We start from the raw sequence: 14,020 nt of genomic DNA, 5'->3' as shown, positions 1-14,020 counted from the left end.
TTGCCTCCAGCACCCGCAGTGCCCAGCGATACTGTCCAGAAGGTCCGGGTTCTAACAGACAGAGGTGGCTTGACCGATGGGTGAATTCGTCCGGCTCGAAGTGGCTGACGGCGTGGGGACGATCCGACTGGACCGTCCGAAGATGAATGCTCTGAACGCGCAGATGCAGGAGGAGATCCGTGCCGCCGCTGCGGAGGCCACCGAGCGCGACGACGTCAAGGCCGTGATCGTGTACGGCGGGGAGCGGGTGTTCGCGGCCGGTGCGGACGTGAAGGAGATGGCCACCATGTCCTACACCGACATGGTCAAGCGCTCGGGTGCCCTGACCTCCTCGTTCTCGGCCGTCGCAAAGATCCCGAAGCCCGTCGTCGCCGCCATCACCGGCTACGCACTGGGAGGCGGGTGCGAGCTCGCGCTGTGCGCGGACGTGCGGATCGCTGCCGACGACGCCACCCTCGGTCAGCCGGAGATCCTGCTGGGCATCATTCCCGGCGCCGGAGGCACCCAACGCCTCACGCGCCTGGTCGGTCCAAGCCGCGCCAAGGACATCATCTTCACCGGTCGCTTCGTGAAGGCTGAGGAGGCCCTGGCCATCGGGATGGTCGACCGGGTCGTGCCCGCCGAGTCCGTCTACGAGACGGCCCTGGCCTGGGCTACCCAGTTCACCGGCGCTGCGTCGTACGCCCTGCGCGCGGCGAAGGAGGCCATCGACAAGGGCCTCGAGGTCGATCTGGAGACCGGTCTGGAGATTGAGCGGCAGCAGTTCGCCGCCCTGTTCGCCACCCAGGACCGCAGCATCGGGATGAACTCGTTCGTGGAGAGCGGGCCCGGCAAGGCGGAGTTCACGGGGTCATGAGCAGTCTGCGGGTTCGACTCTCACAGCTGGTGTGGCTGCTCGGGTTGCTGTGCGCGCTCGTCCTGGCCGCCGGTGCCCTGGTGGTGGCGGTCATCGGTGCCGGCAACGAACCCGACAACGCGCTGGTGCGCTTCCTGCTGACCGTGGCGAACCATCTCGACTTCGGCGCGCTCTCAGATCGCAAGGCCCTCATCGACCTCAGCGGTGCCGACGAGGCGACGAAGGAGACGATGGCCAACTGGGGCGTCGCAGCGGTGATCTGGGTGGTGCTCGGTTGGGGTCTGAGCATCTTCCTGCGGCCGGAGGCGGTGCCTCGCGGCGAGCGAGTGTGACCCATTCGACTGAGACGACGGTTACCAATCGGTCACACCGCGCGTTAGATTCACCGGACATACCCAGCACCCCAGGGAGGGGCCTCGCGGCCACATCACCATGAACATTGTCGTCTGTGTGAAGTACGTTCCCGATGCAACTGCGGATCGCCGGTTCGAGTCTGACAACACGGTGGACCGGGTCGGTGTCGATGGTCTGCTCTCGGAGTTGGACGAGTACGCCGTCGAGCAGTCGTTGCAGATCGCGGAGAAGAATGAGGGCTCCGAGGTGACCGCCCTGTGCATCGGCCCTGAGAAGGCCGCCGATGCCGTGCGCAAGGCGCTGCAGATGGGTGTTCACAAGGGTGTCCATGTGCTGGATGACGCGATCGCCGGCTCGGATGCGTTGGCGACCTCGTTGGTGCTGGCCGAGGCGGTGAAGAAGATCGGCTCTCCCGATCTGATCGTGTGCGGCATGGCCTCGACGGACGCGTCCATGAGCGTGGTTCCGGCGATGCTGGCCGAGCGGTTGGGGTTGCCGCAGGTGACGTTCGCGGCGGTGGTGGAGACGCAGGGCGACCAGATCCGGATCAAGCGTGATGGTGACGCGGCGACCGAGGTGATCGGTGCGACCCTGCCGGTGGTGCTGTCGGTGACCGACCAGACCGGTGAGGCGAGGTACCCCTCGTTCAAGGGGATCATGGCGGCGAAGAAGAAGCCCTTCGAGACTTGGTCGCTGGCTGACCTGGGCGTCGAGGCCGAGAAGGTGGGCCTGTCGGCGTCGTGGTCGGTGGTGGAGGACACCACGGCCCGTCCGCCACGCACCGCGGGCGAGATCGTGACCGACGAGGACGGCTCGGGCGCCGCTGCGCTGGCCGAGTTCCTCGTCTCCCGCAAGTTCATCTGACCAGATTCATGTGAGTAGTTCTGCCGAGAGGGCTGTTGAAGCGATGTCTGAAGTTCTGGTGCTGGTCGACCATGTCGAGGGCAAGGTCCGCAAGACCACCAACGAGTTGTTGACCCTGGCGCGTCGCCTGGGCGAGCCGTCCGCGGTCTACGTCGGCGCGGCCACCGGTGCGCCGGTGGAGGCGTTGGCGAAGTTCGGCGCGGAGAAGGTCTATGTCGTCGACGACGCGGAGATCAAGGGATTCCTGGTCGCTCCGCGCGCGGAGGTGCTGCAGCAGCTGGTCGAGAGGACCAGCCCGGCGGCGGTGCTGATCTCGTCCTCGTATGAGGGCAAGGAGATCGCGGGTCGCCTCGCGGTGAAGATCGACTCGGGGCTGATCACCGACGCGGTCGACGTACAGGCCGGTGGGGTGACGACCCAGAGCGTGTTCGCCGGCAACTTCTCGGTGCAGGCCAAGGTCACCCAGGGCACCCCGATCATCACCGTGAAGCCGAATGCGGTCACCCCTGAGGAGGTCGCTGGTGCGGGTGTGGCCGAGGAGTTCGCTGCCACCATCTCGGCGGCGGCCAAGCTGGCCACGATCGTGAACTCCCAGCCCCGCCAGGCGACCGGTCGCCCGGAGCTGACCGAGGCTGCCATCGTGGTCTCGGGAGGACGCGGCACCGGTGGCAACTTCGACGAGGTCGAGTCCCTCGCCGACGCCCTGGGTGCGGCCGTGGGTGCCTCGCGCGCCGCGGTCGACTCCGGCTGGAAGCCGCACACCTTCCAGGTCGGCCAGACCGGCAAGACCGTCTCGCCGCAGCTCTACGTCGCCAACGGCATCTCCGGCGCGATCCAGCACCGCGCCGGCATGCAGACCTCCAAGACGATCGTGGCGGTCAACAAGGACGACGAGGCCCCGATCTTCGAGCTCGTCGACTTCGGTGTGGTGGGTGACCTGCACACCGTGCTGCCCGCGCTGACCGAGAAGATCAACGCCCGCAAGTCCTGACCTGTCGCAGAAGTACACGCACAATCCACCGACCTGTCGCAGATGTACACCGCAGCGTGTACATCTGCGACAGGTCGGCGTTTGGCCCTAGCCTGAGGCCGGACGAAAGGGACAGCGATGAACAGACGCACTGCGGTGCTCGCGCTCGTGCTCGGCGCGGCGATCGGGGTGCTGTCGGGGATCTACCTGCGGCTGGTCCACTTCCTGCAGCACCTGCTGTGGCACGGCACGGAGTCCCGACTGCCGCTGCCCGACTCGCTGGGGATCCTCGCGGTCTGCGTCGGCGGTGGGTTGCTGGTCGGCGTACTGCGCCACCGGCACGACCGCGACGCGCCGCACGACCTCGAGGACGCGCTGGTCGAGCTCGACCGGCTCGTCGGGGCTGAGGGGGCGCCGAAGCCGGCTCCGCGGGTCGAGTGGCTGCTGCGAGCCGCCCTGCTCGGCGTCGTCTCGTTGGCGGCGGGAGCCTCGCTGGGGCCCGAGGCGCCGCTGCTGGTGCTCGCGATGGGGCTGGGGCAGCGAGCGGCCCGCATGATGCGGATCACGAACAGCGAAGCGGCCTACCTGTCGGCAGCCGGGGCCCTGTCCGGGCTCTTCGGAGGCCCCCTGGGGTCGGTGATGCTGCCCGTCGAGCGCAGCGCCTCACCCCTGCAGGCGACCCGCATGCTCGGAGCCGGGATCGTGGCGTCGATCGCCGGACTGGTGGCCATGTTCGCGGTCCTGCCCAACGGCGACGGGCTGCGCTATGCGCTCCCCGACGCCGGTGTCGACACGGGCTGGGACCTGCTGGTCGCCCTCGAGTGGGCGGCTCTCGCCGCCGTTCCCGCGACCTTTGCCGGGTTCGCGCTGCTCGCCGGCACCGCCCCGCTACGGGCGCTGGCCGAGCGGTGGATGCCCTCCACGGTGGTGCGAGCCATGGCCGGTGGCCTGGTCCTCGCGCTGTGTGGCATCGCCTCCCCGCTGACCTTGTTCTCCGGGGAGCACCAGGGCCAGGACCTCCTCGACACCCTGGAGGACCGGAGCGTCCTCGCCCTGCTGGCACTGGTCGCCCTGAAGCTGATCGCAACGCTGGCCTGCCTGGCCACCGGCTGGTTCGGCGGCCAGATCTTCCCGGCCATCTTCGCCGGGATGGCGGCCGGGCTGATGGTCGCGGCAGCGTTCCCCGCGGCCACCGTGACGGCCGTCTTCGCGGCGGGTGCCGGTGCGGCCGGGGCTGCGGTGCTGCGACGACCGTTGGCCGTCACCCTGTTCCTACTGTTCTTCTTCCCGGCCCCAGCGCTGCTGGCGGTGGTCACCGGGGCCGGTGTCGCCACCCTGATCATCTCCCTGCTCGGCGACCGGGCGCCGGAACCGACGTCGATGGATCCCTCGGCCCACTGAGTTGCTGGGCGGACGGGGTCCCGGTCGAGGGCGTCCGGCGATTACGCTCGGTCCCATGAGCGTGGAAGCACAGGTGCGGAGTACGGCGCTGCGCGCGCGGGAGGCCAGTCTGGTGCTGGCGTTGGCGACGCGCGCGCAGAAGGATGCGGCGCTGCTGGCGATGGCCGAAGCGCTGACCGGCCATGCCGAGGAGATTCTGGCTGCCAATCTCGAGGACGTCGACCGTGCCGAGCATCACGGCACCCCGGTCAACATCATCGACCGACTCCGGCTCGACGCCGCTCGCATCGAGGGCATGGCCCAGGGATTGCGCGACGTCGCCGGGCTCCCCGACCCGGTCGGGGAGGTGGTGCGGGGCAGCACGCTGGCCAACGGGCTGGAGCTGCGTCAGGTGCGGGTGCCCTTCGGCGTTGTCGGGGTCATCTACGAGGCTCGCCCCAATGTCACCGCCGATGCCGCCGGGATCCTGCTGAAGGCGGGCAACGCGGCGCTGCTCCGGGGCAGTTCGAGCGCGCACGGCAGCAACACCGCGATCATCGAGGTGCTGCGCGGGGCCATCGAGCAGGCCGGCCTGCCGCGCGACGTCGTCCAGCTGGTCCCTGGCGAGGGTCACGAAGGCGCCAAGGTCCTCATGCGCTCGCGTGGGTTGGTCGACGTGCTGATCCCGCGTGGTGGGGCGGGCCTGATCCGCAGTGTGGTGGAGGAGTCGACGGTCCCGGTCATCGAGACCGGCGTCGGCAACTGCCACGTCTTCGTCGACAGATCCGCCGACCTCGAGAAGGCCCTCGCGATCATCCTCAACTCCAAGACCCATCGCACGAGCGTGTGCAACTCCGCCGAGAGCCTGCTCGTGCACCGCGAGATCGCCGACCACTTCCTGCCCGTCGTGATCGACGCGCTGAGCGCCGCCGGGGTCACGATCCACGGTGACGAGCAGTTCGCCGAGTACGACGGTGTGGTGCCCGCGACCAAGGAGGACTTCGGCCTGGAGTACCTCAGCCTGGACATCTCGGCTGCCGTGGTCGAGGACCTCGACGCAGCCATCGCACACATCCGCACCTACTCCAGCCAGCACACCGACGCCATCGTCACCGAGGATCTCGCCGCTGCGCGGCTGTTCACCGCGTCGGTCGACTCCGCTGCTGTCCTGGTGAATGCGAGCACCAGGTTCACCGACGGCGGTGAGTTCGGTTTCGGAGCCGAGATCGGGATCTCCACGCAGAAGCTCCATGCTCGCGGACCGATGGGCCTGCCGGAGATGACGAGCACCAAGTACGTCGTCACCGGTGATGGTCACGTCCGCTGATCACGGGGTCGGCGACTCCCGGTAGCGTTGCACTGTGAGGACGGTGCTGGTGACGCTGGTCTTCACCTTCGCCTCCAGCGTGTTCCCCCTGCTCAACGCCGAGATCTACCTGGCTGCGGTCGCCACCAGGATCTCCCAGGACCAGGTGTGGGCGTTGGCGATCGCGGCCGGAGCGGGCCAGACGCTGGGCAAGGTGCTCTGGTACTTCGGTGCGGCACGTTCGGTCGAGCTCCCGTGGTTCCAGAAGCGACTGGAGTCGGGCAAGTTCAAAGCGAGCTTCGAGACCTGGCATCGGCGCATCAACGGGCGCCCCTGGGTCTCGGCCGGGGTGATGCTGCTCTCGGCCACCCTCGGGCTGCCCCCGCTGCTGGTGATGGGGGCCGTGGCGGGCGCGCTGCGGATGCGGATGTGGATCTTCGCCTCGACCATCATGATCGGGCGCACCGTGCAGAGTTATGCGATCCTCGCCGGTCTGGCGATGGCATTCCACGGATGGTGAGCAGGTAGCGTCGGGGCATGTCCAAGACCGACCGGGCGATCCACGCCGATGCGAGCATGGAGCGCCTGTTCACCAGTGCCACCGTGGTCACGTTCATCCGCACCCTCATCACGTTGGCGCTGTGCCTCTTCGGAGCTGCTCAGCAGGAGCTGTCCTGGCTCGTGATCGGCCTGGTCACCTACTGGGTCGGTGACTCCCTTGACGGTGAGGTCGCCCGCTGGCGTGACTGCGAGACCCGGATCGGGGCGGTCACCGACATGCTGTGCGACAGGCTGAGTTGCGCTGCCTTCTACCTGGGACTGGTCTGGCTGGAGCCGATCATGGCCATCCCGGTGTCGGTCTACCTCTTCGAGTTCATGGTCATCGACTCGCTGCTCTCGTTGGCCTTCCTGGCCTGGCCGATCCGCAGCCCCAACTACTTCTGGGCGGTCGACCGCCGGATCTACCAGTGGAACTGGTCGCGGATCGGCAAGGCGGCCAACTCCGGCGCCTTCGCCGTCCTCCTGCTGGTCACCGGATGGTGGCAGGTCGGCCTGGTGATCGCGCTCGCGCTCCTGGTGCTCAAGTGTGTCTCGCTGGGCTGGTTGCTGAAGATCGGTCTTCCGGTGCCTGAGCGGGTCACTGCCTAATGGTGGTCCTGACCACCTTCTTCGTCAGCGTCGCCTCGGCACTCATCCCGCTGATCAACATCGAGATCTACCTCGGTGGACTCGCAGGGGCCGGGATCGGCGCGGGGGAGTCGTTCCTGATCGCCCTGTCGGCCGGCGCGGGCCAGACGCTCGGCAAGGTGATCTGGTACGAGCTGGCCCAGCGCAGCTTCGAGAGCGAGCGGGTCCAGAAGAAGCTCACCAACGAGAAGTGGCGCGCGGCATACGCGAAGTGGCAGGCACGGATCCAGGGGAGACCGTGGTACGCCGGCAGCATCATGTTCGCCTCGGCGTTCGCCGGAGTCCCGCCGCTGCTGGTGCTCGCCATGGTCGCGGGGACCCTGCACATGCCGCGCTGGGTGTTCATCCCCACCGTGCTGGTCGGGCGCGTGGCCCGCTTCTACCTGATCCTGGTGGGCGTCCACTGGGTGTTCGGCTGAGCCGGTAGAGTGCTCGGCATGTCGCTCCACGTGATCACCGCCGCTGCCGAAGAGGCCGGCGACGCCGGCCTGAACCACTGGGTGGTGGGTGGGATCGCCCTCGCCATCCTGCTCGCGCTGCTGCTGGGGCTGCTCGCCTTCGGCGCGGGACGCGAACACAGCTGATCGTGCCCACCCAGCCGGCCCGCCGCGTCGGCGTCATGGGCGGCACGTTCGATCCCATCCACCACGGCCACCTGGTGGCCGCGAGTGAGGTCCAGTCCTGGTTCGGACTCGACGAGGTGGTGTTCGTGCCCACGGGCGACCCGTGGCAGAAGTCGAGCCACGTGGTGTCGCCGGCCGAGGACCGCTACCTGATGACCGTGATCGCCACCGCGGCCAACCCGCGCTTCAACGTCTCGCGGGTCGACATCGACCGGCAGGGGCCGACGTACACGATCGACACCCTGCGCGACCTCAGCGCCGTGATGCCCGACGCTGAGCTGTACTTCATCACCGGTGCCGACGCCCTGGCCAACATCTTCACGTGGCGCGACGCCGCCGGGCTCTTCGAGCTGGCCAACTTCGTGGGCTGCACGCGGCCGGGCTACGACATGGATCCTGCGACGTTGTCGGGGATTCCGCACGATCGTGTGACCATGGTCGAGATCCCCGCGCTGGCGATCTCGTCCACGGACTGCCGTGAGCGCAAGAAGCGCGGCGAACCGGTCTGGTACCTCGTGCCCGACGGGGTCGTCCAATACATCGCCAAGCACGACCTCTACCCGGAAAGCACGCCCCCATGAGCGCCACCGAACACGCCCTCGAGCTCGTCACCGCCGCGGCTCGCGCCGCCTCTGACAAGCTCGCCCAGCAGATCATCGCCTTCGACGTCTCCGAACAGCTGGCGATCACCGACGCTTTCGTGCTGGCCAGCGCCAGCAACGACCGCCAGGTCAAGGCGATCGTGGACGAGGTCGAGGACAAGCTGCGCGAGATCGGTGCCAAGCCGATCCGGCGCGAGGGCCAGCGAGACGGCCGCTGGGTCCTCATCGACTACGGCGACGTGGTGGTGCACGTGCAGCACGAGGAGGAGCGGTCGTTCTACGCTCTCGAGCGGCTGTGGCGCGACTGCCCGATCATCGCGCTTCCGGCGGACGTCGTCTCCCACGAGCGGTGAGGCGCCTCGTCCTGCTGCGACACGGCCAGACGGCGTGGAACGCCGCCGGCCGGGCCCAGGGGCACACCGACGTCCCACTCGACGAGCGCGGCCACCAGCAGGCGAAGGCGGCGGCTGCGGCGCTCTCGGCGTACTCGCCCCGGCTGCTGTGGTCCTCCGACCTGCTGCGGGCTCGCGAGACGGCAGCGCACGTCGCTGACGAGACGGGCCTCACGGCCGTGCTCGACGCACGGCTTCGGGAGTACGCCGTGGGTGACAACCGGATGGGCCTCACCCTCGAGGAGTACGCCGAGCAGTTCCCCGAGGAGCATGCGCACCTCGAAGCGGGGGACACCCACCTGATCCCGGGCCGGGAGAGCGATGCCGAGACCCAGGCCCGGATGCTGGGCGTCCTCGCGGACGTCATCGACCTCATCGAGGACGGCACCACCGGGGTCGTCGTGACGCATGGGGCCGCTCTCCGACTGGGCCTGGCGGCCTATCTGGGCTGGCCCCGATCGGTCGCGGCCACCATCGGCGTGCTCGACAACTGCTCCTGGGTGGAACTCGTGGAGTCGGCACCTCGCCACAATCCCGGCCCGCGACGATGGCGGCTCGCGGCGTACAACGTGCGCCCCGCTGACCCCGATTTCGCATCCGGCCCGGGCGTTGGCTAAGATTCCGCGAGTTGTCCACCGCTGGAGACAGTCGGCGGCAATGGGGCTGTGGCGCAGCTGGTAGCGCACCTGCATGGCATGCAGGGGGTCAGGGGTTCGAGTCCCCTCAGCTCCACCCGACGCACAAGGTTCAAACACTGGCCTGTAGAGATACGGGCCGGGGTTTGGACCTTGTGTGATTTCTCGGCCCAAGTGAGGGCGTTGCCGTTGATTTCGGGGTCGATTAAGACCTCGTACGGTCGCGTGTGCTCTGGCCGCAGGGTGTCGTCCTCGTCGATGTAGATCTTCGTGAAGAGCGCCTGGTTGCACAGCCGCCGGTTGGTGTCGTCGCAGCGCGAATAGATCGCCGCGCAGTTCTCCAGCAGGTCGAGTGCCTCATCGAGGTGCTTGCGCGCTTCGGCATAGTCGCGGTGCTGGGCGTCGAGCTGGTGGGTGATCTGGTCGAGTTCGGTTGAGATTCGGTCTTGCTCGCTCTTGAGGAGATTCAGAGGAACGGCTCCGGCGTAGTGGGCGCGCATGAGCGTCTTCTGCTCGTGCTCCAGTTCGTCGCGCCGGGTCGTGAGCTCCTTGAGGTGGGCTGTCTCGGTCGCCATCAGATGATCGAACTCGTGGTGGAGCATCCCGCCCAGCGCTTCGCGGCGGGTCGCGGTGATCTGCACCCGGTCGTAGTAGGTCTCGACCAAATGCTCGACGTCGCTGATGAGGATGGACTGCCGGGTGCAGTCGGTGCGCTTGGAATGGCGGCCGGAGCAGACGAAGTAGGGGTAGATGTTGCCGGTCTTGTTCTTGGCGTTCGAGACCACGAGCCGCGATCCGCAGGCACCGCAGAAGACGGTGCCTTTGAGGTAGTGGTCGTGTACCTGAGTAGCCTCCATCGCGCACTTGTGGGCGGTCAGCACGGACTGGACCTGATACCAAACCTCGGCGGGCACGAGCGGCTGGTGCGCCCCCTTGTGTCGCACGCCCCGATAGATCACGTCGCCCTTGTAGTAGGGGTTGGTGAGCATCCGATGGACTGATGAGATCGCCAGGGGCTTCGAGGCGCGCTTCGGCGTCGGTGCTGTTACGAGTCCACGGTCGGCAAGTACTGCGTGGAGTTGCGTGACGGTCCAGTCGCCAGAGGCGTACGCCTTGAACGCCCACTCGATCAGCGGTGCGCGCTCAGGGTCGAGTTCGACGGTTCGCAGCTCGCGCCCGACCTCATCGAACACGCGGATGTTCTTGTAGCCGATGGGTGCCTTGCCGTTCGTGCCGCCGTTGGCCGCCTTCTGGCCCATGCCCTTGGCGACCTCGGTAGCGAGGTTGCGGGAGTAGAACTCCGCGATGGTCGACATGATGCCGTGCAGCAGCATCCCGGAGGGCGTCTCGTCGATGTTCTCCGTGGCCGATACCAGCATCACTCCGGCCTCTTTGAGTGCCAGGTGGATGGCCACGTCATCGGCGCGGTTCCGGGCGAGCCGGTCGACCTTGTTGACGATGCAGTAGGAGACGCGGTTCTCCTTGACGTACTCGATCATCCGCATGAGTTCGGGACGATCGGCTTTGCGGGCCGACTCGCCTGCGTCAACGAACTCGGCAACGATGACCGCGCCGAGCTGCTCGGCTTTGCGGAGGTTGCCTTCGCGCTGGGCGGGGATCGAGAAGCCTTCGTCCATCCCACCCTTCTCGGCCTGCTCGCGTGTGGAGACGCGGAGGTAGGAGACGGCAAGGGCAGTGCCGGGCAGGGCACTCGGATTGGCGGGCTGGATCGGCTGTACGAACGGGTTGGTGCTCATGGTGGCTCTTTCAGTGCGGGTTGCTGATGCTTCCCACCCGCAGATGCGACCTGCCGGCCGCTGGTGGTGCTGTTTGTGAAAGAGCCTGATGGCTGTAGGGAACGACCCGGAGGTCGAAGTTCGCTTGCCCACCGACGGCGGGGTTTAGGGCAACAACACCACGCCTCCGCGCGTGGTACGACGTCATTCTAGTGCTCAGGCCGACAGTTTGGCCGGAGCCGTCAGCGTCGGGTCGCGGTAGGTCTCGGGTGCCTGCGCTGCGAGCTGGGCGGCACGGGTGGCTCCGGTCTCGCGGAGCGTGAGCCGGATCAGCACCTCGCACAGTTTGTGGAGGTCGGGACCGTCTCGGTGGACGGCTCGGGCGGAGAGCCGCCGTTCCTCGAAGGGGCGGCGGTCGGTCTTCTTCGTGTACGCGCTCATCAGTGTCTCCTCCTCGGTCGGCGCGGCTTCTTGTGCTGGATAGGTGCGCTCAGTGGCCCGGTTCACAGGCCCGGCGGCTCGTACGCTGGCCCGCGCTGCTGCTGGCTCGGCGAGAAGTGGCGGTCGTCCTCGCTTTCGGTGTGGGTGCGCGGCATGACGCGCTTGGTTGCCGGGACGTGGTCGCGGAGCGACTGGACTGATACCGGAGCCGGGGCCTGAGCAGCGCCGGAGGCCGTGCCGGGTGTCTCACGGTTCTCCTCTTGCATCGCGGCCAACGCGGTCTCGACGGTTGCGAGCTGCTTCTCGGCTTGGTCGAGGGCTTTGCTGTGCTTGAAGGGCTGGCCGATGCGTTGGGCTGCTTCTGCCTTGGACCGCTCGGCTTTGTCGAGGTCTTCGTGGACGTGGGTGAGCACGGTGGGGATGGCCGAGACGCGGTTCTCGATGCGCTGGACGAGGCCCACGCCGCCGGCCAGGAACTCGCGCTGGGGGAGCGTGAACGACGATCGTGGGACTCCGGCGAGGCTGGTGGTGACGTTGAGGATGCCCATGCCGGGGCTGGTCCTGACTTCGATGTCGAAGCCGCTGATCTTGCCGATGACGCCGTATTCCTGGCCTCGGTAGGTGGGCATCCACTGGAGCCGGTTGGCCTGCATCCAGCGGTCGAGGGCGTGGGCGGCGTCGGCTCGAGAGGTGTAGCTGCGACCGTCGAGGGTGATGCGGAATCGGTCGCCGCTGGTGTCGGTGACCAGCGGGGCGGCTGCTTCGAGGGCGGCGATGTGCTCTGTGAACCGTGCGATCTCCTCGTCGGCGCGACGTTCGGTGTGGGTGAGCATGTTCTGGTTGCGCTCATGGGCGCGTTGCAGACGTCGGAGCTTGGCGACTTCGCTGGTCAGGGTGGAGTGCTCCAGCAGCAGTGGGTTGCCGGAGCTGAGTGCTTTGGCTTCGGCGGCTGAGAGTGCGCCGGGGTCGATCTCGTCGATCTCGCGGGAGTCGATCCGGCCGCGCATGACCTGGGCGATGAAGGTGGCCTTGCGTTCGATGGTTTGCCACATGAAGGCGTCGAAGGACCGCTCGGTGACGAACCGGACGATGGCGATCTCCCCGTTCTGGTTGCCTTGCCGCAGGATGCGTCCGTCGCGCTGGGCGAGGTCGGCTGGCCGCCAGGGGCAGTCCATGTGCCATAGCGCGACCGCGCGGGCTTGGACGTTGGTCCCGACTCCCATCTTCTCGGTCGAGCCGATGAGCACGGAGATGTGCCCGGCGCGGGCTTGGGCGAAAAGCCGTGCCTTCTCGCCGTCGTTGCTGGCCTCGTGCATGAACCGGATGCGGTCGCCGGGGACGCCGCGTTCGTTGAGTTGCAGGGCGAGTTCGTCGTAGGCGTTCCACTTGTCGGGGTTGGGGGTGCCGATGTCGCAGAACACCAACTGGAGTGCGCCCTTGATCGGCGAGGGCTGTTCGGTCAGTAGGTCGAGGTATTCGTTGTCGCGGGTGCGTTCCCACACGGCGGTGATGGCGTCGGCGGCGACGTCGACCTTGGTGGGGCCGGAGGGACGGTTGGGCAGCACCATGCGAATGTCGAGGGCGGCTTTGCGGCCGTCGGTGGAGATGGTGAGCATGTTGTCTTCTTCGGGACGGACCGCCTTGTTCGCCACGGCCTCGGCCCGTTCGCCGAGCTGTTCCACGAATCGCTCGAGTTCCGCGGTCGGCTCGACCGGGACTGTCGCGGCGGCGCGCTGGCCGTCGTCTCGCATCGCGAGGGTCGGGATGGGCAGGTCGAGGTCGGCGGCGGTCTTCACGTCGGCAAAGACCGACCACATTCGCAGCATCTCGGGGACGTTCTGGAACTTGGCGAACCTTGTCTTGAGCCGGAAGGCGCCGGTGGGTGACATCTCCATCTGGGTGACGGTCTGCCCGAAGGTTGCGGCCCAGGCATCGAATGAGCCGATGCCTGCGGCGTCGAGTAGGTCAGGGCGTAGGTAGCGCTGCATCACGAACGCCTCGGTCACGCTGTTGGCGATCGGGGTGGCGGTTGCTCCGGTGACCACCCGTGAGTGCCCGGAGGCGCGCAGGTACTCCAGCTTCATGTGCAGGTCGACGGCACGAGCCGAGCCGTCGATGGCGGCGTCGCGGATGTTGGAGTCGGTGGCGAGGTTCTTGTAGAGGTGCAGCTCGTCGACGCAGAGGTAGTCGATGCCGGTGTCCTCGAAGCACACGCCGTCGTCGCGTCCGGTGTCGATGCGGGACTCGATCTTGCTCTCGGTCTGGAGCAGCTTGCGCTGGATGCGCTTGACCGTCATCGCCTGCCCGGCCTCGGCGTTGTCCAGCACCGAACGGAGTTGGTCGACCTGGGCGCGCACGTAGTCGTCCTGGGTGGACTGACGTAGCGGGATCTTGGCGAACGCGGTCTGGGTCAGGATGATGCCGTCCCAATCGTTGGCCGCTGCCTTGGCGACGAACTCGCGGCGCTTCTCCGCCGACACGTCTGACGACGATGCTGCCAGCACCCGGGCTTGGGGGTAGATCTGCAACCACTCGCGGGAGAACTGGTCCTGTTGACTGCACTCCAGGCCCCGCCGTGACTTGCCGAGTGCATCTGACCCCATTCTTCCCGGGCGGGGTGCCCACCGGGCCAGGCGTCATCCGGCAGTGACATCCCGCGCGACGGGCTAAGTG

The 14,020-nt window shown here is 67.5% G+C and carries 16 protein-coding genes, 1 tRNA gene and 1 pseudogene; 15 read left to right on the top strand and 3 right to left on the bottom strand.

Annotated elements, in window-relative coordinates; translation table 11 throughout:
* Positions 1-76: 76 nt before the first annotated feature.
* From AB7I40_RS20200 to AB7I40_RS20130, 15 genes are all read left to right on the top strand, one after another.
* Positions 77-856 (top strand): enoyl-CoA hydratase/isomerase family protein, encoded by a 780-nt coding sequence (locus AB7I40_RS20200; protein ID WP_428345204.1) that lies wholly within the window; start codon positions 77-79, stop codon positions 854-856.
* A complete protein-coding gene (locus tag AB7I40_RS20195; RefSeq protein WP_428345205.1) occupies positions 853-1,188 on the top strand; it encodes a hypothetical protein in 336 nt (111 codons plus the stop codon). The genes AB7I40_RS20200 and AB7I40_RS20195 overlap by 4 nt, the downstream gene beginning before the upstream one ends.
* 100 nt (positions 1,189-1,288) lie before the next feature.
* Complete coding sequence (locus AB7I40_RS20190) at positions 1,289-2,074, top strand: electron transfer flavoprotein subunit beta/FixA family protein (RefSeq protein ID WP_428345206.1); 786 nt, start codon at positions 1,289-1,291, stop codon at positions 2,072-2,074.
* Between the two features lie 43 nt (positions 2,075-2,117).
* Positions 2,118-3,065 (top strand): electron transfer flavoprotein subunit alpha/FixB family protein, encoded by a 948-nt coding sequence (locus AB7I40_RS20185; protein ID WP_428345207.1) that lies wholly within the window; start codon positions 2,118-2,120, stop codon positions 3,063-3,065.
* Positions 3,066-3,182: 117 nt separating this feature from the next.
* Positions 3,183-4,445 (top strand): chloride channel protein, encoded by a 1,263-nt coding sequence (locus AB7I40_RS20180; RefSeq protein ID WP_428345208.1) that lies wholly within the window; start codon positions 3,183-3,185, stop codon positions 4,443-4,445.
* 55 nt (positions 4,446-4,500) lie between these two features.
* Positions 4,501-5,751, top strand: coding sequence for a glutamate-5-semialdehyde dehydrogenase (locus AB7I40_RS20175; protein ID WP_428345209.1), 1,251 nt, complete (start codon positions 4,501-4,503; stop codon positions 5,749-5,751).
* A gap of 34 nt (positions 5,752-5,785) precedes the next feature.
* Entirely contained in the window at positions 5,786-6,250 is a 465-nt protein-coding gene (locus tag AB7I40_RS20170; protein ID WP_428345210.1) for a hypothetical protein, read from the top strand.
* A gap of 17 nt (positions 6,251-6,267) precedes the next feature.
* Complete coding sequence (locus AB7I40_RS20165; protein ID WP_428345211.1) at positions 6,268-6,879, top strand: CDP-alcohol phosphatidyltransferase family protein; 612 nt, start codon at positions 6,268-6,270, stop codon at positions 6,877-6,879.
* 2 nt (positions 6,880-6,881) lie between these two features.
* Positions 6,882-7,337 carry a hypothetical protein gene (locus AB7I40_RS20160; RefSeq protein ID WP_428345212.1) on the top strand — a complete coding sequence of 152 codons (456 nt, stop codon included), beginning with the start codon at positions 6,882-6,884 and terminating at the stop codon, positions 7,335-7,337.
* Between the two features lie 18 nt (positions 7,338-7,355).
* A complete protein-coding gene (locus tag AB7I40_RS20155; RefSeq protein WP_428345213.1) occupies positions 7,356-7,502 on the top strand; it encodes a hypothetical protein in 147 nt (48 codons plus the stop codon).
* A gap of 2 nt (positions 7,503-7,504) precedes the next feature.
* Positions 7,505-8,122 (top strand): nicotinate-nucleotide adenylyltransferase, encoded by a 618-nt coding sequence (gene nadD / locus AB7I40_RS20150; RefSeq protein WP_428345214.1) that lies wholly within the window; start codon positions 7,505-7,507, stop codon positions 8,120-8,122.
* Positions 8,119-8,496, top strand: a complete 378-nt coding sequence (gene rsfS / locus AB7I40_RS20145; protein WP_428345215.1) for a ribosome silencing factor — start codon at positions 8,119-8,121, stop codon at positions 8,494-8,496. Before nadD ends, rsfS begins: the two co-directional genes overlap by 4 nt.
* The gene (locus AB7I40_RS20140; RefSeq protein WP_428345216.1) at positions 8,493-9,152 is read left to right on the top strand and encodes a histidine phosphatase family protein; all 660 of its coding nucleotides are present in this window, start codon (positions 8,493-8,495) and stop codon (positions 9,150-9,152) included. The genes rsfS and AB7I40_RS20140 overlap by 4 nt, the downstream gene beginning before the upstream one ends.
* A gap of 42 nt (positions 9,153-9,194) precedes the next feature.
* Positions 9,195-9,267: transfer RNA gene (locus AB7I40_RS20135), tRNA-Ala, on the top strand.
* 130 nt (positions 9,268-9,397) lie between these two features.
* A complete protein-coding gene (locus AB7I40_RS20130) occupies positions 9,398-9,607 on the top strand; it encodes a hypothetical protein (protein ID WP_428345217.1) in 210 nt (69 codons plus the stop codon).
* Positions 9,608-9,880: 273 nt separating this feature from the next.
* On the opposite strand, the pseudogene AB7I40_RS20125 reads toward AB7I40_RS20130, so the two are convergent.
* From AB7I40_RS20125 to AB7I40_RS20115, 3 genes and pseudogenes are all read right to left on the bottom strand, one after another.
* Positions 9,881-10,807, bottom strand: a pseudogene (locus AB7I40_RS20125) (recombinase family protein); the annotation flags it as partial.
* Between the two features lie 315 nt (positions 10,808-11,122).
* Positions 11,123-11,347, bottom strand: a complete 225-nt coding sequence (locus AB7I40_RS20120) for a hypothetical protein (protein ID WP_428345218.1) — start codon at positions 11,345-11,347, stop codon at positions 11,123-11,125.
* 62 nt (positions 11,348-11,409) lie between these two features.
* Positions 11,410-13,950: a helicase-related protein gene (locus tag AB7I40_RS20115; protein ID WP_428345219.1), complete on the bottom strand. Its 2,541-nt coding sequence runs from the start codon at positions 13,948-13,950 to the stop codon at positions 11,410-11,412.
* Between the last annotated feature and the right edge of the window lie 70 nt (positions 13,951-14,020).

The sequence above is a fragment of the Nocardioides sp. genome (genome assembly GCF_050246775.1).
GTDB lineage: Bacteria > Actinomycetota > Actinomycetes > Propionibacteriales > Nocardioidaceae > Nocardioides.
This window is presented reverse-complemented; position numbering and strand designations above follow the sequence as displayed.

Excerpts from the sequence above, each read along its gene's own strand:
- AB7I40_RS20200 (WP_428345204.1), top strand. The coding sequence starts at position 77 with ATGGGTGAATTCGTCCGGCTCGAAGTGGCTGACGGCGTGGGGACGATC.
- AB7I40_RS20195 (WP_428345205.1), top strand. The coding sequence starts at position 853 with ATGAGCAGTCTGCGGGTTCGACTCTCACAGCTGGTGTGGCTGCTCGGG.
- AB7I40_RS20190 (WP_428345206.1), top strand. The coding sequence starts at position 1,289 with ATGAACATTGTCGTCTGTGTGAAGTACGTTCCCGATGCAACTGCGGAT.
- AB7I40_RS20185 (WP_428345207.1), top strand. The coding sequence starts at position 2,118 with ATGTCTGAAGTTCTGGTGCTGGTCGACCATGTCGAGGGCAAGGTCCGC.
- AB7I40_RS20180 (WP_428345208.1), top strand. The coding sequence starts at position 3,183 with ATGAACAGACGCACTGCGGTGCTCGCGCTCGTGCTCGGCGCGGCGATC.
- AB7I40_RS20175 (WP_428345209.1), top strand. The coding sequence starts at position 4,501 with ATGAGCGTGGAAGCACAGGTGCGGAGTACGGCGCTGCGCGCGCGGGAG.
- AB7I40_RS20165 (WP_428345211.1), top strand. The coding sequence starts at position 6,268 with ATGTCCAAGACCGACCGGGCGATCCACGCCGATGCGAGCATGGAGCGC.
- AB7I40_RS20155 (WP_428345213.1), top strand. The coding sequence starts at position 7,356 with ATGTCGCTCCACGTGATCACCGCCGCTGCCGAAGAGGCCGGCGACGCC.
- rsfS (WP_428345215.1), top strand. The coding sequence starts at position 8,119 with ATGAGCGCCACCGAACACGCCCTCGAGCTCGTCACCGCCGCGGCTCGC.
- AB7I40_RS20120 (WP_428345218.1), bottom strand. The coding sequence starts at position 11,347 with ATGAGCGCGTACACGAAGAAGACCGACCGCCGCCCCTTCGAGGAACGG.
- AB7I40_RS20115 (WP_428345219.1), bottom strand. The coding sequence starts at position 13,950 with ATGGGGTCAGATGCACTCGGCAAGTCACGGCGGGGCCTGGAGTGCAGT.